This window comes from Alterinioella sp. B-7 (assembly GCF_056857775.1).
In genome coordinates this window covers 25818-41648 of the sequence record NZ_JBSXNT010000020.1, presented here as the reverse complement: position 1 = coordinate 41648, position 15831 = coordinate 25818, and the positions used below count along the sequence as shown (strand labels likewise).

17 protein-coding genes are annotated in these 15831 nt (G+C 67.4%); 11 read left to right on the top strand and 6 right to left on the bottom strand.

Features of this window, described 5'->3' with window-relative positions; genetic code table 11:
• Positions 1-6 precede the first annotated feature (6 nt).
• Together radA and AC13C7_RS02605 are read left to right on the top strand one after the other, a co-directional pair.
• Positions 7-1374, top strand: a complete 1368-nt coding sequence (gene radA, locus AC13C7_RS02610; protein ID WP_172317689.1) for a DNA repair protein RadA — start codon at positions 7-9, stop codon at positions 1372-1374.
• Positions 1375-1404: 30 nt separating this feature from the next.
• The gene (locus AC13C7_RS02605; protein WP_172317687.1) at positions 1405-1971 is read left to right on the top strand and encodes a CvpA family protein; all 567 of its coding nucleotides are present in this window, start codon (positions 1405-1407) and stop codon (positions 1969-1971) included.
• A gap of 78 nt (positions 1972-2049) precedes the next feature.
• Here AC13C7_RS02605 and AC13C7_RS02600 read toward each other — a convergent pair whose 3' ends face one another.
• Entirely contained in the window at positions 2050-2514 is a 465-nt protein-coding gene (locus tag AC13C7_RS02600; protein WP_446117573.1) for a hypothetical protein, read from the bottom strand.
• A 70-nt stretch (positions 2515-2584) separates the two neighbouring features.
• Positions 2585-3766, bottom strand: a complete 1182-nt coding sequence (locus AC13C7_RS02595) for an alpha/beta hydrolase (RefSeq protein ID WP_482866515.1) — start codon at positions 3764-3766, stop codon at positions 2585-2587.
• Positions 3767-3922: 156 nt separating this feature from the next.
• On the opposite strand from AC13C7_RS02595, the gene AC13C7_RS02590 reads away from it, so the two are divergent.
• The 3 genes from AC13C7_RS02590 to AC13C7_RS02580 all read left to right on the top strand — a co-directional run bounded on the left by AC13C7_RS02590 (position 3923) and on the right by AC13C7_RS02580 (position 6113).
• Positions 3923-4114: a hypothetical protein gene (locus tag AC13C7_RS02590; protein WP_446117575.1), complete on the top strand. Its 192-nt coding sequence runs from the start codon at positions 3923-3925 to the stop codon at positions 4112-4114.
• Positions 4115-4235: 121 nt separating this feature from the next.
• Positions 4236-5699 carry an amidophosphoribosyltransferase gene (gene purF / locus AC13C7_RS02585; RefSeq protein WP_446117584.1) on the top strand — a complete coding sequence of 488 codons (1464 nt, stop codon included), beginning with the start codon at positions 4236-4238 and terminating at the stop codon, positions 5697-5699.
• 6 nt (positions 5700-5705) lie between these two features.
• The gene (locus AC13C7_RS02580) at positions 5706-6113 is read left to right on the top strand and encodes a DUF1284 domain-containing protein (protein WP_482866514.1); all 408 of its coding nucleotides are present in this window, start codon (positions 5706-5708) and stop codon (positions 6111-6113) included.
• Between the two features lie 213 nt (positions 6114-6326).
• Here the strand turns inward: AC13C7_RS02580 and AC13C7_RS02575 are convergent, their stop codons facing one another.
• On the bottom strand, positions 6327-6923 hold the full coding sequence (locus AC13C7_RS02575; protein ID WP_172317677.1) for a biotin transporter BioY: 597 nt from the start codon (positions 6921-6923) through the stop codon (positions 6327-6329).
• A 120-nt stretch (positions 6924-7043) separates the two neighbouring features.
• Here AC13C7_RS02575 and AC13C7_RS02570 point away from each other — a divergent pair, with 120 nt between their 5' ends.
• Positions 7044-7718: an SDR family NAD(P)-dependent oxidoreductase gene (locus AC13C7_RS02570; protein ID WP_172317675.1), complete on the top strand. Its 675-nt coding sequence runs from the start codon at positions 7044-7046 to the stop codon at positions 7716-7718.
• A gap of 16 nt (positions 7719-7734) precedes the next feature.
• On the opposite strand, the gene AC13C7_RS02565 is transcribed toward AC13C7_RS02570, so the two are convergent.
• Positions 7735-8067, bottom strand: a complete 333-nt coding sequence (locus tag AC13C7_RS02565) for a GYD domain-containing protein (RefSeq protein WP_172317673.1) — start codon at positions 8065-8067, stop codon at positions 7735-7737.
• Positions 8068-8238: 171 nt separating this feature from the next.
• On the opposite strand from AC13C7_RS02565, the gene AC13C7_RS02560 reads away from it, so the two are divergent.
• Positions 8239-9444 (top strand): MFS transporter, encoded by a 1206-nt coding sequence (locus AC13C7_RS02560; RefSeq protein ID WP_235952587.1) that lies wholly within the window; start codon positions 8239-8241, stop codon positions 9442-9444.
• Here the strand turns inward: AC13C7_RS02560 and AC13C7_RS02555 are convergent, their stop codons facing one another.
• Positions 9445-9882 (bottom strand): cell division protein ZapA, encoded by a 438-nt coding sequence (locus AC13C7_RS02555; RefSeq protein WP_446249178.1) that lies wholly within the window; start codon positions 9880-9882, stop codon positions 9445-9447.
• Positions 9875-10654: a hypothetical protein gene (locus AC13C7_RS02550; RefSeq protein WP_446249177.1), complete on the bottom strand. Its 780-nt coding sequence runs from the start codon at positions 10652-10654 to the stop codon at positions 9875-9877. The genes AC13C7_RS02555 and AC13C7_RS02550 overlap by 8 nt, the downstream gene beginning before the upstream one ends.
• 246 nt (positions 10655-10900) lie before the next feature.
• On the opposite strand from AC13C7_RS02550, the gene tkt reads away from it, so the two are divergent.
• From tkt to gap (AC13C7_RS02530), 4 genes are all read left to right on the top strand, one after another.
• Positions 10901-12916 (top strand): transketolase, encoded by a 2016-nt coding sequence (gene tkt, locus AC13C7_RS02545; RefSeq protein ID WP_482866513.1) that lies wholly within the window; start codon positions 10901-10903, stop codon positions 12914-12916.
• Between the two features lie 389 nt (positions 12917-13305).
• Positions 13306-14310 carry a type I glyceraldehyde-3-phosphate dehydrogenase gene (gene gap, locus AC13C7_RS02540; RefSeq protein WP_172317665.1) on the top strand — a complete coding sequence of 335 codons (1005 nt, stop codon included), beginning with the start codon at positions 13306-13308 and terminating at the stop codon, positions 14308-14310.
• A gap of 122 nt (positions 14311-14432) precedes the next feature.
• Positions 14433-14576, top strand: a complete 144-nt coding sequence (locus AC13C7_RS02535) for a hypothetical protein (RefSeq protein WP_172317663.1) — start codon at positions 14433-14435, stop codon at positions 14574-14576.
• A gap of 123 nt (positions 14577-14699) precedes the next feature.
• On the top strand, positions 14700-15701 hold the full coding sequence (gap, locus tag AC13C7_RS02530) for a type I glyceraldehyde-3-phosphate dehydrogenase (protein ID WP_482866512.1): 1002 nt from the start codon (positions 14700-14702) through the stop codon (positions 15699-15701).
• The last annotated feature ends 130 nt before the right edge of the window (positions 15702-15831 follow it).

Sequence of the window (15831 nt, the reverse complement as noted above, 5' to 3'; positions counted from 1 at the left end):
AACGCAATGGCCAAACCCGTCACCCGTTTCATCTGCGCGAATTGCGGCACCGTTCACAGCAAATGGACAGGGCGCTGCGAGGGCTGCGGCGAATGGAATACGGTGCAGGAGGAACAGCCGCTTTCGACCGGTCCCAAGGGCCGCGGGCTTGGCGGCATGAAGGGCAAGGGCATGGCGCTGACCGACCTTGCCACGAAAGAGGCCCCGCCGCCCCGCGTCGGCTCGGGCATGGCGGAACTCGACCGCGTCCTTGGGGGCGGGCTGGTCGCAGCCTCGGCCTCCCTGGTCGGCGGCGATCCCGGTATCGGCAAATCGACGCTTCTGCTGCAAGCCGCCGCCAGTTTCGCGCGCGCAGGGCTCAAGGTGATCTATGTCTCGGGCGAGGAGGCCACCGCCCAGGTGCGGATGCGCGCGCGGCGCCTGGGTCTGGCCGATGCGTCGGTCAAACTCGCCGCCGAGACCAATCTGCGCGACATCTTGACCACGTTGGACAGGGAACAGCCCGATCTCGCCATAATCGATTCCATCCAGACCATGTGGCTGGATACCGTCGAAAGCGCGCCGGGCTCTGTCGCGCAGGTCCGCGCCTCGGCGCATGAATTGACAAGCTTTGCCAAGCGCAGCGGCACCTCGGTCATGCTGGTGGGGCACGTCACCAAGGAAGGCCAGATCGCGGGCCCCCGCGTGGTCGAGCATATGGTCGACACCGTGCTCTATTTCGAGGGCGAGCGCGGCCACCAGTTCCGCATCCTGCGCTCCGTCAAGAACCGCTTTGGCCCGGCCGATGAGATCGGCGTGTTCGAGATGACCGGCGCGGGCCTGGCCGAGGTGCCGAACCCGTCTGCCCTGTTCCTCTCCGACCGCAATGAACGGGCGCCGGGATCGGTCGTCTTCGCGGGCATGGAGGGCACCCGTCCCGTGCTGGTCGAGGTGCAGGCGCTGGTCGCGCCGTCGTCGCTCAGCCAGCCGCGCCGCGCCGTCGTGGGGTGGGATGGCGGGCGGCTTTCGATGATCCTGGCCGTACTGGAGGCACGGGTGGGCATCAGCTTCCAGGGGCTCGACGTCTACCTCAACATCGCGGGCGGCATGCGCATCTCGGAACCCGCCGCCGACCTGGCCGTTGCCGCCGCGCTGCTTTCGGCACGCGAAGACGCCGCCCTGCCCGCCACATCCGTGGTTTTTGGGGAACTTTCGCTCTCTGGCGCGCTGCGTCCGGTGGCTCAGGCCGAAAACAGGTTGAAAGAGGCCCGGAAACTTGGTTTTTCATCGGCTATCGCGCCCGAGGGATGCAAAATATCCGACGGGGCTGGTATGGATCTGAAACTGATGCCGGACCTGACCCGGTTCACTGGCGATATATTCGGCGCGGGCTGAGACCCGCCAAACAAGAACGAGAGGGCCGATATGGAAGGCTTCACCCTATTTGACGCGGTCGTTGCCGGTATCATCGTGATATCCGCCATCCTGGCCTATTCGCGCGGTTTCGTGCGCGAGGCGCTGTCGATCCTGGGCTGGATCGCGGCGGCGATCGTGGCCTTCATCTTCGCCCCGCAGGCGAAGGAGCTGATGTTCGAGGTGCCCTACCTGGGCGATTTCCTCAACGGATCCTGCGAGCTGGCGGTGATCGCCGGTTTTGCCGCCGTTTTCGCGCTGGCGCTGGTGATCATCTCGCTCTTCACGCCGTTCTTTTCCTCCGCCGTGCAGCGCTCGGCGGTCGGCGGCCTGGATGCGGGGCTCGGCTTCCTCTTCGGTGTCGCGCGCGGCGTGCTCCTGGTGGCGGTCGCGCTCATCGCCTATGACCGCGTGGTGGGCAACGAGCCCATCGAGGTGATCTCGGACAGCCGCTCTGCGGAAGTGTTCCAGTCAATCACCGGCTCGATCGAGGAGAACATCCCCTCGGACGCGCCCGGCTGGATCGTGCAGCGCTACGAGGAACTGGTGAACAGCTGCGACCCGGTGGTCGCGGAGTAACCCCGGACGGGGCGCGCGAGGCTTTTCGAAAAGCCTCGTCAGGGCATTCGAAGGCCCTGCGCCGCCCCGGAACCGGTGTCAGATCGCATCATCGCGGCGATAGCGGCGGCCACCGCCCCCCGCCAGCGCCGCGATCAGCAGCAGGACCGCACCGCCCCAATAGGCGTAGAAGCCGATATCGACGAACTCCATCATCCGGTTCATCGCGGCACCGATCCCGTCCGAGAAGTCCCACAGGCTCAGCCCGACCTGGTCCAGCGCATCCTGCGCCTGCATCTGGTTCCACACCACCAGCGCGAAGGGCGCGGCCCCGGCAATGAAATTCAGCAGCCGCGAGGGGGTGGACAGAAGCGCGACCAGCCCCGCCAGCCCGCCAAGCGCAAAGGTGCCCGCATAGAGCAGCACCTCCAGCGGTGCATCGGGGCCAAGCGCCGGGCGCAGCGCGTCATAGGGGGTGAAGCCGCCCGCGAAAGGCATGCTGACCCAGTTGAGAAAGGCGCTCGCGGCCATCGCGGCCCCGGCGAGAATTGCAATAATACGCATGATGACGGGTCCTTGCTGATCAAATCGGATGCCGACACGCTAATCCGAGGGGCCAGGTGCAGGCAACCGTTCAGACCGGGGCCGCATCCTCCAGGAACCGGTCGAACGCATCCAGGCAGTCGGCCCAGATCGGATCACTGGGCACCACCATGTGATTGGGCGAGTCGCAGAGGTGAAACGTGGCATTCGGGATCCTCCGTGCCATCAGCTTGGACTGCTCCGGCGACTGGATCGCATCGCCCGCGCAATGCAGGATCAGCACCGGGCAGGTCACATCGCCCAGGATACCCGTCACGTCGATGTCCCCGATCACGCGGCGCAGCTCGGCGGCGGCGCCGGGCGTGGCCGAGACCGCTTGCAGCCCGACAAGGCTGTCCAGTTCTTCAACGGTAGATCGCGGCGCGAAGAGCGTCGCCACCGCCTTCATGAACGGGCTGCCCGCCACGCCCCAGCCGGCGCGGATCATCGCCACCATGGTCTCGGTTGTCTCACCCTCCCCCCGCGCGGTCGAGCCACGCACCAGACCGTTGTTCAGGATCATCCGGGCGACCCGGTCCGGGCGGCGCGCGGCGAAGACCAGCGCCGCCGGGACGCTCTGGGAAATGGCGTAGACCGGGAACCGGTCGATCCCGGCGGCATCGGCCACCGCCTCCATGTCATCGGCCAGATCCTCGACCGTGACGCGGCTCAGGTCCAGATCGCGTTCCGACAGCCCGGTGCCGCGCGGATCATAGCGGATCAGCCGCCGCCCGCGCGCCAGCCGTTGCAGAAGCGGCCCGAAGATCGGGCTGGACAGATCGTGTTCCAGATGGCTCAGCCAATGCCCGCCCCGCATCAGCGGCGGCCCCTCGCCCAGTTCGGCCCAGGCAATCGCGGTGCCATCGCGCGAGGTGGTGTAGCGGATGGTCTGACCCGCGGGCGGCACCGGGCGGATTGCGCCGCCGTCCGTGACGACCTCCACCACCATCTGCAAACCGCGCCGGGGCACCGTGCGGATCACGCCCTGCCGCTTGCCGTCATCGCCCAGGGCCGCGCGCGCCGCACTGATCCGGGCCGCCACCGTCGCGTCCGAGACGATGCGCCCCTGCCAGACATCGGCCCGGATCTCGTCGTAACGCACAAGATCCGGCGCGCGGGAGGCCAGAAGCGCGATGAGGGCGAAGACCTGCGGCTCCACATGCGCCTCCTTTCCCGCCACACGCAGCCGGTAGCGGTCCGTATCCAACTCAGCAGGGCCGAAACGATAGATCATGCGCCCATGATGCGCACCGGACCCGCGGTTTCTCAAGGAAAGAGAGGGGTCTGGGGCGAAATAGAAGCCCATCCCAAGGCTTTCTAAAGGCCCCCTTCAAGCGCGGAGCGCGCAGCCCTGTCATGGTGATCTCACCCAATCAGAAGGACCGCCCCGATGACCCGCACCCCGATCCACACCCGCCCCGATGGCTCCATCGACACCGCCCGCTACATGGCCCGTGGCCGCCGGATGCGCAGCGAAGAGGCGCATCGCCTGGCCCGCCGCACCACGTCCCGCCTGCCCGCGCTGGCCCTCGCCGCGGTGAGCGTGCTGGCCGCGCTCCTGATCCTGCCCATGGCCACCTGAGCGCAACGCCGCGCCGATATTCCGCCGGGGCCCGCGCGCATGTGGGTGACTTTGCGGGGCCGCTTCTCTATAGCTCCGGGGAATCGCCCCAGACGTGGACCCTGCCCCCATGCGTGCCGAGATGACCCCGTTCCATAGCCATCCCTTCGATGACGACAAGCTCAAGGAGGAATGCGGCGTTTTCGGCGTGGTCGGTGTTTCCGATGCGGCCAATTTCGTGGCCCTGGGCCTCCACGCCCTGCAACATCGCGGGCAGGAGGCGGGCGGCATCGTCACCCATGACCCCGATCACGGCTTCCAGTCGGCCCGCCGCTTCGGCTATGTGCGCGACAACTTCACCTCCGCCAAGCTGATGGAGACGCTGCCGGGCTCGATCGGCATCGGCCATGTGCGCTATTCCACCGCCGGATCGAAGGGCCAGACGCAGCTGCGCGACGTGCAGCCCTTCTTCGGCGAATTCTCGATGGGCGGGGCCGCCCTGGCCCATAACGGCAATATCACCAATGCCGAGGAATTGCGCCGCGACCTGATCGGGCGCGGCTCGATCTTCCACAGCTCCTCTGACAGCGAATGTATCATCCACCTGATGGCGCGCAGCTACCAGAAGAACATCCCCGAACGCATGAAGGACGCGCTGCGCCGGGTCGAGGGCGCGTTCTCGGTCGTGGCCATGACGCGCACCAAGCTGATTGGCGTGCGCGACCGCCTCGGCGTGCGCCCGCTGGTCCTGGGCCGGTTGGGCGACGGCTGGGTGCTGTCATCCGAGACCTGCGCGCTCGACATCATCGGGGCCGAGTTCATCCGCGAGGTGGAGCCCGGCGAAATGGTCGTGATCTCGCCCAAGGGCATCGAGAGCTTCATGCCGTTCGAGCCCGCAAGGCCCCGCTTCTGCATCTTCGAGCATGTCTATTTCTCGCGTCCCGACAGCATCCTGAACGGCCAGTCCGTCTATGAAACCCGCCGCCAGATCGGCGTGGAACTGGCGCGCGAGGCCCCAGTCGAGGCCGATCTCGTCTGCCCCGTGCCCGACAGCGGCACGCCCGCGGCCATCGGCTATTCCCAGGAAAGCGGCATCCCTTACGCGATGGGGATCATCCGCAACCAGTATATGGGCCGCACCTTCATCGAGCCGACCGAACAGATCCGCAACATGGGCGTGCGCCTCAAGCTCAATGTCAACCGGGCGCTGATCAGGGGCAAGCGGGTGATCCTGGTCGACGATTCGGTCGTGCGCGGCACCACCAGCCGCAAGATCAAGGAGATGATCCTGGATGCAGGCGCGGCAGAGGTCCATTTCCGCATCGCCTCCCCCCCCACGGCCTGGCCCTGCTTCTACGGCGTCGACACGCCCGAGCGCGAGAAACTGCTGGCCTCGACCATGTCCGAGGAAGAAATGCGCCGCCACCTGAACGTCGACAGCCTGCGCTTCATCTCGCTCGACGGGCTCTACCGTGCCGTCGGCGAGGCCAAGGGCCGCGACAATGCCTGCCCGCAATATTGCGATGCCTGTTTCTCGGGCGATTACCCGGTGCAGCCCTCGGACATGGTCGCCAAGGGCTTCGAGATGCGCGAACCGGCGGAGTAGCCGCCCGTGCTGCGCTTCCGCCCGCATCATTTCCTCTGCGCGCTCGGCTACCAGGGCAAGGGCTATTCGGACGGCTTCACCGCCAACATGTCGGCCATCGTCGTGGACCGCCTGCGCGCCCCCGACGGCGACGCAACGCCGATTCAGGTCACCGGGCATGCCGACGACATCTGCGCCCCCTGCCCCAAGCGGCGCGGCAATCTGTGTACCGAGCAGACCTCCATCTCCCGGCTCGACCGCGCCCATGCGCGCGCCCTGCGCCTTGCCCCGCATGAGCGCCTGACATGGGGCGAGGCGCAGGCCCGCATCCGCAAACATGTCCAGCCCGGCGATTTGCAAACCCTCTGTCAGGGCTGCCAATGGCTGGATCTCGGCCTCTGCGAAACGGCGCTGGCCCGGTTGCACGAAGACTGACCCGACCGCTTCTTTGTTCCGCAAATATCCCCGCCGGAGGCAGCGCAACGGGCCCACCATACACATCATCTCCAGTGATGCGCCCCCCGCGCCGAGGACGGCCCGCAAGGGCCGGAGGAGGCGCGGAGCGATGCCGAAGGCAGCGCAATCCCAAAAAGAAAACGCCGCCCGAGGCTCCCCCCCGGGCGGCGTTTCAATTCAAACCCCTGTGGCTCAGCGCGCCGACAGGGCCTTCCAGCCGCCCGCAACCAGAAGCGCCGCGATCACGGCCTTGACCGCATCGCCCAGAAGGAAGGGCGCGACGAACCAGGTCCAGTAGAAGCCACTGCCCTGGGCGACCCACCCGGCCTCGACACCCGTGGCGCCCGCCACCAGCGCGGGCCAGGCCAGGCCCGGCACATAGAGCAGCGCCGAGATCACGATAGCCGACAGCGCCGTGCCGACAAACCCGCGCGCCAGCCCGCGCTCGGCGGCCCAACCGGCGGCCCAGGCCATGCCGACGAAGCCCACAAGGAAACCGGCGGTCGGCCCCGCGAAGGCGACGCCGTTCATGCCGTTCGCAAAGACCGGCAGCCCCATCGCGCCCTCGGCGAGATAGGCGATCAGCGTCGCCGCCCCGAGGCGCGCGCCGAAGGTGAAGCCCACCATCAAGATGGCCAGCGTCTGCAAGGTCATCGGCACCGGCAGCATCGGCACCGAGATCTGCGCGGCCAGCGCGATGAAGGCGGTGCCGCCCGCGACCATCAGCACCTGTTTCAACAGGCTGGTGGATCCGGTAACGGCCTGGCTCAAAGTCATGTCGCGGCTCATGCGCGTCTCCTCTGTCTCTGATTGGAGGTTTCCATTGGCCCTTGTTCTCACCAGCGGCACCGCCAAAGTCAAGCCGCTTGCCCCCTTGCCAAGCCGCGCCAAACCGGCCATCACGCGGCCATGAGCAAGAAACCTCTCGATGGACGCATCGCCCTTGTCACTGGGGCCTCACGCGGGATCGGCGCGGCCTCGGCGCTGTGGCTGGCGCAACGCGGCGCCCATGTCGTCGCGGTCGCGCGCACCGTGGGGGGCCTGGAAGATCTCGACGACCGGATCCAGGCCGCCGGCGGCAGTGCCACGCTGGCGCCGATGGACATCACGGATGAGAACGCGCTGGCCCATCTCTGCCGCTCGCTGCATGAGAGGTGGGGCCGCGCCGATATCTGGGTCCACGCCGCCATTCACGTGACCGCGCTGACGCCCGCGGGCCATATCCGCGCCAAGGATCTGGATGCCAACATCGCCACCAATATCCGCGCCCTCGCCCGCGCCATAGCGCTGATCGAGCCGCTCATCGCCGCCTCGGATGACGCCACGGCCCTGTTCTTCGACGACACCCGGATCGAAAAGAAATTCGCCGGGGCCTATGCGCTCTCGAAAGCCGCCGGGCGCGCCCTGATCCAGAGTTGGCAGGCCGAGACCGCGCGCCATGGACCGGCGGTCCACCTGCTGAAGCCCGCCCCGATGCCCACCGCCACCCGCGCCCGGTTCCATCCCGGCGAGGATCGCGGCCCGCTGGCCGACCCGATGGCCGAAGCCGACCGGCTGCTTGGCGTTCTCTTGCCTCGGGGCTGACCCGGCCTGCTCGGCGCTAGTCGCCCGGAGCGCGATATGCAGAGGCCATGTCGGCCGCCTTTTCCGCGACCTTGGCAAAGTCAGGCGAACTCCACGCCTGCACGGTCGTCAGGTCCGTCACCGAGCCCGAGGCGGCGGCGGTCATGACCCCGGCCAGAAACTCTTCGGCCCTGTCGGCTTCTGCCACAAGAACGAAATCGGTCGCGCCGGTCGTGACCCAGTAATGCAGGAACGTACCGCCCGCGGCCGACACGACCGCCGAAACGGCCTCGGTCCGGTCCTCGGGCTTTGCCATCAGCCCCCGCACGGCATCCAGAGAATAGCGTCCCGTCAGGATGAAAGTCGGCATGTCATGATCCCCCTTTTTGACATTGCAACCCGTCCCTCATAGCAGGTTTCTGCATCCTTGGCTGAATTATGTTAAGGACCGGCCCTGGCGCCCATCGCGCCGAGATCGGAATTGACGACAGCCCCGGGCAAACCTAACGTCGACCGGACAGTCGGCAGAGGAGGCCCGGTCATGTCCCGGACACGCCCCCCCGCCACCGCCCCCGCCTTTCCGATGCTGGTCGCGATGACCGGGCTGGCGCTGTTGACGCTGAACCTGATTGTGCCCTCGCTGCCCGCCATCGCGGCGGAATTCGACGCCAGCTATGCCTCGGTCAACCTGATGGTGGGCGGATACCTGGGCGTGACCGCGCTGGTGCAGATCGTGGCCGGGCCGCTTTCGGACCGGGTCGGGCGCAGGCCGGTGGTGCTGGTGGCGCTGGCGGTCTTCGTCGCGGCCTCGCTGACCTGCCTTCTGGCCACAAGCCTCTGGCTGCTCCTGGCCGCGCGCATGGTGCAGGCTGCGATCATCGCGCTTTCGGCCATGGCGATGGCGATCCTGCGCGACACCCATCCCGCCGACACTGCCGCCGCCCGCATCGCCACGCTTGGCATGGCCATGGCCATTGCGCCGATGGTCGGCCCGGTCCTGGGCGGCGCGCTGGAGGCGACGGTCGGCTGGCGCGCGGGGTTCGCGGTCTACACGGGCGCGGGGCTGACCCTGCTGGCCGTCACCTGGCGCAGCCTGGACGAGACGCATCGCCCCGGCACGGGCGGGCTTGGCGGCATCGGGCGCGACATAGGTTCGCTGCTGAAACTGCCCCGGTTTCGCGGCTTCGCCATCAGCGCGGTCTTTTCCGTGGGCGCCTTCTTCGTCTTCCTGGCCGGGGCGCCGCTGGTCGCAAGCGCCACCTTCGGCCTGCCGCCCGCCGCCCTCGGGGTGGTGCTCGGCTCGATCTCGGCGGGGTTCTTCTGCGGCAGCTTCGTGTCGTCGCGCATCATCGCGCGGGCGGGGCTGGTGCGGCTGGTGCTGGCGGGGCGCGTCGTGGCCTGCACCGGGCTGACGCTTGGCCTCATCGCCTATGCGGCGGGGCTGATCGGCAGTTTGGGCTATTTCGCCGCGACGATCACGGTCGGCCTTGGCAACGGGCTGACCATGCCCGCGGTGCATTCCGGGCTGATGTCGGTGCGGCCCGATCTGGCGGGCAGTGCCGCGGGTCTGGCGGGCGCGATGATCGTGGCGGGCGGGGCCGCGCTCAGCACCGCGACCGGCCTTGTCCTGCGCGCCGAGACCGCGGCCCCGATGCTGCTTGCGCTGCTGCTGGCCACCTGCTCTGTCGGGCTGGCATCAGCGCTTTGGCTGCTGCAAGACGAGCGGCGGATCCTGTCGCGGGCGTGATCAGCTCTCGGGCGCGTCCTCGAACTCCAGCGCCAGCGCCTCGGCGCGGGCTGCAAGCTCGGCCAGGCTGTCGGTGATCGCGGAGGGCACCACGGCGACCGAGACCTGTTCTGGGTCGGGCGGCGGCGCCTCTTCCAGTTCCGCGATTCGGCGCGCACGGCGTTCCAGCCGGTCCTCGGCATCGGCCAGGCTGCGGTCACGGGCGCGCAGGGTTTCCTCGGCGCGTTGCAGATCCTCTTCCAGCCCGGCGGTCTTGTCGGCCAGCATCAGCCCCGCCATCAGCAGCATCCGTTCCGGGGCCATGCGCCCGATCTGGCCGAGGATCACGGTGGCCTCGGTATCCAGCATCTTGGCGGCGGCCTGCAGATAGGGCTCCTCGCCCGGTTGGCAGGAGACGGCAAAGCTGCGCCCGCCGATATTGATCGAGATCTCAGGCATTGGCCCCGCTCCCTTCCTTGTCCAGAACCGGCCGTATCTCGGCCAGGATGGCGCGCGCCTCGGCGGCGTCAACGGCCCGTTCGGCGCGCAGGCTTTCGAGTTCGGCGGCCAGGGCGGCGGTCACCAGGTCGCCATTGGCCACCGCGTCATTGCCGATCCCCTCGCGCATTTCCTCGATCGTGTCGCGCAGCGCACTGTTGCTTTGCCTCAGGCGGGTCAGTTCCTTGTCGGCCCCGCCACCCGGTCCGGCAATCGCCTCGAGCTGGTCGAGCTTGCCCTGCACCTCGTCCAGTTGCTCGCGCGCCTCGGTGCGTTCTTCCTGCAGCGCGTTGCGTTCCTCGCGCAGGCGCTGGATCCGGCGGCGCAGCACGTCTTCGACGCCCTGGCGGCGCTCGACCTCGGCCTCCAGCGCCTGCATCGTCTCGATATCGGCCTCGCTCATGGCGGGGGCGCTTTCCTTCGCCCTGGCGATCTCGCGCGCGGCCTCGTCGGCATCGGCCTTGCGGGCGGCCTCGACGGCGCGCAGGCGGTCGCTCAACTCGGCATGCGCGGCCTGCTCGGCGGCCAGCGCGCCTTGGGTTTCCTCAAGCGCCGCGCTGAGGGCGGCGACGCGTTCGGCCAATTCGCCCGCGTCTCCGCCCGCGTCTTCGCCCTGCGCCCCCACACCCACACCCGCGCCGCGTGCCGCCACGCCCTGCGCGATGCGGTCCAGTGCCGCCGTGATCCGGTGTTCAAGCGCCGTGATCTGGTCCAGATCCGATGGTTCGCTCATATCAGCCCATGCCCCTCGTCTTGTTTCCAACCCGGGTCTTGCCCTGCCTGCCCGGGCCGATCTGCCTGACCGCAAGCGAATCGTATCCCGGCGCCATTTGCAACAGTTTCCGGGTCGTTTTCGAGCCTCGATTGCCGAAATGCGCCGAAAATGCCGCGATGGGGGCCGCTGCCTTGCTTGCACTCCGCCCCCGGCCTGCTATCACCCTGCGCAAGACAAGCCCTCGCCTGACAGGAGCCCGCCCCCGTGGACACCAAAGACCTTGCCGCCGCGCACCCCGATCACTGGCGCCGTGCCGCCTGCATCCGCACCCTGACGCTCGACGCCGTCGCTGCCGCCAATTCCGGCCATTCCGGCATGCCGATGGGCATGGCCGATGTCGCGACAGTGCTGTTCCGCAATCACCTGAAGTTCGACGCCTCCGCCCCGCACTGGCCCGACCGCGACCGCTTCATCCTCAGCGCGGGCCATGGCTCGATGCTGCTCTACTCGCTGCTCTACCTGACGGGCTACGAGGATATGACGCTGGACCAGATCCGCAATTTCCGCCAATTGGGGTCGATCACGGCGGGCCACCCGGAATATGGCCATGCCGCGGGGATCGAGACCACGACCGGCCCGCTTGGCCAGGGGCTGGCCAATGCCGTCGGCTTTGCCATGGCCGAGGAGTTCTTGCGCGCCCGGTGGGGCAAGAAGGTGGTCGATCACCACACCTATTGCATCGCCGGCGATGGCTGCCTGATGGAGGGCATCAGCCAGGAGGCGATCGGCCTTGCCGGACGTCACGAGCTGAGCCACCTCATCGTGATGTGGGACAATAACGACATCACCATCGACGGAAAGGTGTCGCTGTCTGACCGCACCGACCAGATGGCGCGTTTTGCCGCCTCCGGCTGGGACGTGTTCGAATGTGACGGCCACGACCCCGAGGATATCGACCGCGCGCTGACCGCGGCCAAGGCCAGCGCGGGCCCCGCGATGATCGCCTGCAAGACGCATATCGCGCTCGGCTCCTCGGCGCAGGATACCTCCAAGGGGCATGGCGCGCTGACCGATGACCAGCTGATCGCCGACACCAAGGCGGCCTATGGCTGGAGCCACGGTCCCTTCGAGATCCCCTCGGACCTCAAGGAGGAATGGGAAGCCATCGGCGCGCGCGGCGCGGCCGACCGCGCGGATTGGGATGCCCGCATCGCGGCGCTTTCCACCACCCGGCAGGTGGAATTTGCGCGTAGCATCGCGGGCGAGATGCCCAAGAAGCTCTCGGCCACGATCAAGGCGCTGAAAAAGCAGGTGACGGAAACCACCCCCAAGGTGGCCACCCGCAAGGCCAGCGAAATGGCGCTGGAGGTGATCAACCCGATCATCCGCGAAACGCTTGGCGGCTCGGCCGACCTGACGGGATCGAACAACACCAAGACCGCCGATCTGGGCACGTTCGAGCCGGAAAACCGCACCGGCCGCTACATCTATTACGGCATCCGCGAACATGGCATGGCGGGCGCGATGAACGGCATGGCGCTGCATGGCGGCGTGCGCCCCTATGGCGGCACCTTCATGTGCTTCACCGATTATGCGCGCGGCGCGATGCGGCTCAGCGCGCTGATGGGCGTCTCGGTGCAATATGTCATGACCCATGACAGCATCGGGTTGGGCGAGGACGGGCCGACACACCAGCCGGTGGAACACCTGGCCATGCTGCGCGCGACGCCCAACATGCTGGTCTTCCGTCCCGCGGATGCGGTGGAAACGGCGGAGGCCTGGGAGGCGGCGCTGAACCAGAAGGCGACGCCGTCGGTGCTGGCGCTTTCCCGCCAGGGCGTGCCGACCGTGCGCCGCGAGCACAAGACCGCCAACCAGACCTGGCGCGGGGCCTACGTGCTGGCCGAGGCCGAGGCCAAGCGGCAGGCGATCCTGATTGCCAGCGGCTCGGAGGTCTCCATCGCGCTGGAGGCCAGGGCGATCCTGGAGGGCGAGGGCATCGGCGTGCGCGTCGTCTCCATGCCCTGCATGGAGCTGTTCGCGACCCAGGACGAGAGCTACCGCAAGCGCGTCCTGCCGGGTGGCGCGGTGCGCGTGGCCGTCGAGGCCGGTGTGCGCCAACCCTGGGACCAGTGGTTGTTGGGCGAACGCGGGCGCGAGGCCAAGGCTGGCTTTGTCGGCATGGAGGGGTTCGGCGCGTCTGCTCCGGCGGAGGAGCTTTACGCCCATTTCGGGATCACGGGCGAGGCCGTGGCCGCCAAGGTGCGCGCGCTGCTGTAAGCGCGGATCGTGACAGATCGTGAGGCCCCGCGTCGATCCCGGCGTGGGGCTTTTTCGTGGGCAGGGATTGCGCCGCCTTCGGCGTCGCCACGCGCCTCCTCCGGCCCTGGCGGGCCGTCCTCGGCGCGGCTCAGCGCGCGAACCGGAATGGCGGCGCGGTGTGGATGGGGTGGTTTTGAGTATTTTTGCCAAGAAGATGGGGAAGGGATTCGCGCAATGTCCGGCTTTTGGCGGCACGGCGATGCCGCGTTGCAGCAGCGGCAGCCCGATGTCATGCGCTAACATCAGCATTTATCGCTAACATGTTGCGGCAAATCGGTTTCCCGCCTTCTCACGCGGGGTGAGCCCCCCTATAAGCCGGGGCCAAGAGGCAAGAAGGAGCACGCCCCATGACCGTCACCATCGGGATCAACGGATTTGGCCGCATCGGCCGTTGCACTCTGGCCCATATCGCCGAAAGCGCGCGCAATGACGTGTCGGTGGTCAAGATCAACGCGACCGGGCCGATCGAGACCTCGGCGCATCTCTTGCGCTACGATTCGGTGCATGGGCGCTTTGCGGGCACCATCACGACCGAGGGCGATCACATGGACCTGGGCCGCGGCCCGATGAAGGTGTTTTCCACCTATGACCCGCGTGAGCTGGACTGGTCGGGCTGTGACGTGGTGCTGGAATGCACCGGCAAGTTCAATGACGGCCACAAGGCCAATATCCACCTGGAGCAGGGCGCGAAATCGGTGCTGATCTCGGCCCCCGCCAAACACGTGGACAAGACCATCGTCTATGGCGTCAATCACCGCACGCTGACGGATGACGACACCATGGTTTCGAACGGCTCCTGCACCACCAATTGCCTGGCCCCGCTGGCCAAGGTGCTGGACGAGGCCATCGGCATCGAGCGCGGCATCATGACCACGATCCACTCCTATACCGGCGACCAGCCGACGCTGGACCGGCGCCATGACGACCTCTACCGCGCGCGGGCCGGCGCCATGGCAATGATCCCGACCTCGACCGGCGCGGCGAAGGCGCTTGGCGAGGTGCTGCCCGGCCTCAAGGGCAAGCTGGACGGATCGGCCATGCGGGTGCCGACGCCCAATGTCTCGGCCGTGGACCTGACCTTTGAAGCGGGTCGCGACGTGAGCGTCGAGGATGTGAACGAGATCGTGCGCGAGGCCTGCGCCGGTCACATGGGTATGGTGATGGCCTATGACCCCGAACCCAAGGTCTCGATCGATTTCAACCACACCGTGCAAAGCTCGATCTTCGCGCCCGACCAGACCAAGGTTGTCGGCGGGCGCACGGTGCGGGTGCTGGCCTGGTATGACAATGAATGGGGGTTCTCGGCGCGCATGGCCGATGTCGCCGGTGCGATGGGGCGTTTGCGGGGCTGAACCTCCCCTCGATCCCGTCTTGCGCGCCCGTCCCCTCGCGGTCCGGGCGCTTTTTCATGCCGCCTTGCGCCCTGCCCTGCCCTGCGCCATGGTCGCCGCGACGCTTCAAGCCCGGGATGCCCATGACCAATACCATCGCCTTCTGGCTTGCCTTCCTCATCGCCGCGATCTTCGCCGCCGATTATTTCTATTTCGACTGGGACCTGCATATCGTGCTGGGGCGTTACATCCTTCGGATCATCGAATGGGTGGCCTTCTGGCGCTGACCCCCTGCGATTGAGGCTTTGCATTTTGCCGAAAGCTGGAGTAAACGCAGCCATAACGGCGATGTTAGCGTTAACACGCGTCAGGGCCGCGAAACCAAAGCCGCAGACACCAAGGAGTGGATCATGACAGTCAAACTAGCCATCAACGGGTTCGGACGCATCGGGCGGCTGGTTTTGCGGGCGCTGGTCGAGGGCGGGCGTGACGATGTCGAGGTGGTCGCGATCAACGATCTGGGACCGGTCGAGACCAACGCACATCTGCTGCAATTCGATAGCGTGCATGGCCGCTTCCCCTCGGAGGTCAGCCATGGCGAGGACTGGATCGACGCAGGCCGCGGCAAGATCGCCACCACCGCCATCCGCAACCCGGCGGAACTGCCCTGGGGCGATGTCGATATCGTGCTGGAATGCACCGGCATCTTCACCGGCGACAAGGCCAAGGTGCATCTGGAAAACGGCGCCTCGCGGGTGCTGGTCTCGGCCCCCTCCTCGGGTGCCGACAAGACCATCGTCTTCGGGGTCAACCACGACACGTTGACGGGCGCCGATCTGCATGTCTCGAACGCGTCCTGCACCACCAACTGCCTGGCCCCCGTCGCCAAGGTGCTGAATGACGGCATCGGCATCACGCGCGGCTTCATGACCACGATCCACAGCTACACGGGCGACCAGCCGACGCTGGACACGATGCACAAGGATCTCTATCGCGCCCGCGCCGCGGCGATGAGCATGATCCCCACCTCGACCGGGGCCGCGCGCGCCGTCGGGCTGGTCATGCCCGAGTTGAAGGGCAAGCTGGATGGCGTCGCGATCCGGGTGCCGACGCCCAATGTCTCCTGCATCGACCTGACCTTCGAGGCCGCCCGCGATGTCACCGAGGACGAGATCAACGAGCTGATGCGCAAGGCCGCGGCCTCCGGCCCGCTCAAGGGCGTGCTCGGCGTGACCGACAAGCCGCTGGTGTCGATGGATTTCAACCACGATCCGATGAGTTCCACCTTCGCCACCGACCAGACCAAGGTGCTGGAGGGCCGCATGGTCCGCGTGCTCAGCTGGTATGACAATGAATGGGGCTTCTCGAACCGGATGCTGGATACCGCTGTGGCAATGGGCAAGCACCTCTGACCCGACCGGGGGCGCCTTAACACTGTATCAAGGTTAACGCGCGCCCTGCCTTTCATTTTGCCCAAAATACCTCCGCCGGAGGCATCCCGCCCTCGCCGCCCGCGCGGCGGGCTGGTAGGATGTCCATACC

Coding starts and splice junctions, on each gene's coding strand:
- radA (WP_172317689.1), top strand. CDS start 7: ATGGCCAAACCCGTCACCCGTTTCATCTGCGCGAATTGCGGCACCGTT.
- AC13C7_RS02605 (WP_172317687.1), top strand. CDS start 1,405: ATGGAAGGCTTCACCCTATTTGACGCGGTCGTTGCCGGTATCATCGTG.
- AC13C7_RS02600 (WP_446117573.1), bottom strand. CDS start 2,514: ATGCGTATTATTGCAATTCTCGCCGGGGCCGCGATGGCCGCGAGCGCC.
- AC13C7_RS02595 (WP_482866515.1), bottom strand. CDS start 3,766: ATGATCTATCGTTTCGGCCCTGCTGAGTTGGATACGGACCGCTACCGG.
- AC13C7_RS02590 (WP_446117575.1), top strand. CDS start 3,923: ATGACCCGCACCCCGATCCACACCCGCCCCGATGGCTCCATCGACACC.
- purF (WP_446117584.1), top strand. CDS start 4,236: ATGACCCCGTTCCATAGCCATCCCTTCGATGACGACAAGCTCAAGGAG.
- AC13C7_RS02575 (WP_172317677.1), bottom strand. CDS start 6,923: ATGAGCCGCGACATGACTTTGAGCCAGGCCGTTACCGGATCCACCAGC.
- AC13C7_RS02570 (WP_172317675.1), top strand. CDS start 7,044: ATGAGCAAGAAACCTCTCGATGGACGCATCGCCCTTGTCACTGGGGCC.
- AC13C7_RS02565 (WP_172317673.1), bottom strand. CDS start 8,067: ATGCCGACTTTCATCCTGACGGGACGCTATTCTCTGGATGCCGTGCGG.
- AC13C7_RS02560 (WP_235952587.1), top strand. CDS start 8,239: ATGTCCCGGACACGCCCCCCCGCCACCGCCCCCGCCTTTCCGATGCTG.
- AC13C7_RS02555 (WP_446249178.1), bottom strand. CDS start 9,882: ATGCCTGAGATCTCGATCAATATCGGCGGGCGCAGCTTTGCCGTCTCC.
- AC13C7_RS02550 (WP_446249177.1), bottom strand. CDS start 10,654: ATGAGCGAACCATCGGATCTGGACCAGATCACGGCGCTTGAACACCGG.
- gap (WP_172317665.1), top strand. CDS start 13,306: ATGACCGTCACCATCGGGATCAACGGATTTGGCCGCATCGGCCGTTGC.
- AC13C7_RS02535 (WP_172317663.1), top strand. CDS start 14,433: ATGACCAATACCATCGCCTTCTGGCTTGCCTTCCTCATCGCCGCGATC.
- gap (WP_482866512.1), top strand. CDS start 14,700: ATGACAGTCAAACTAGCCATCAACGGGTTCGGACGCATCGGGCGGCTG.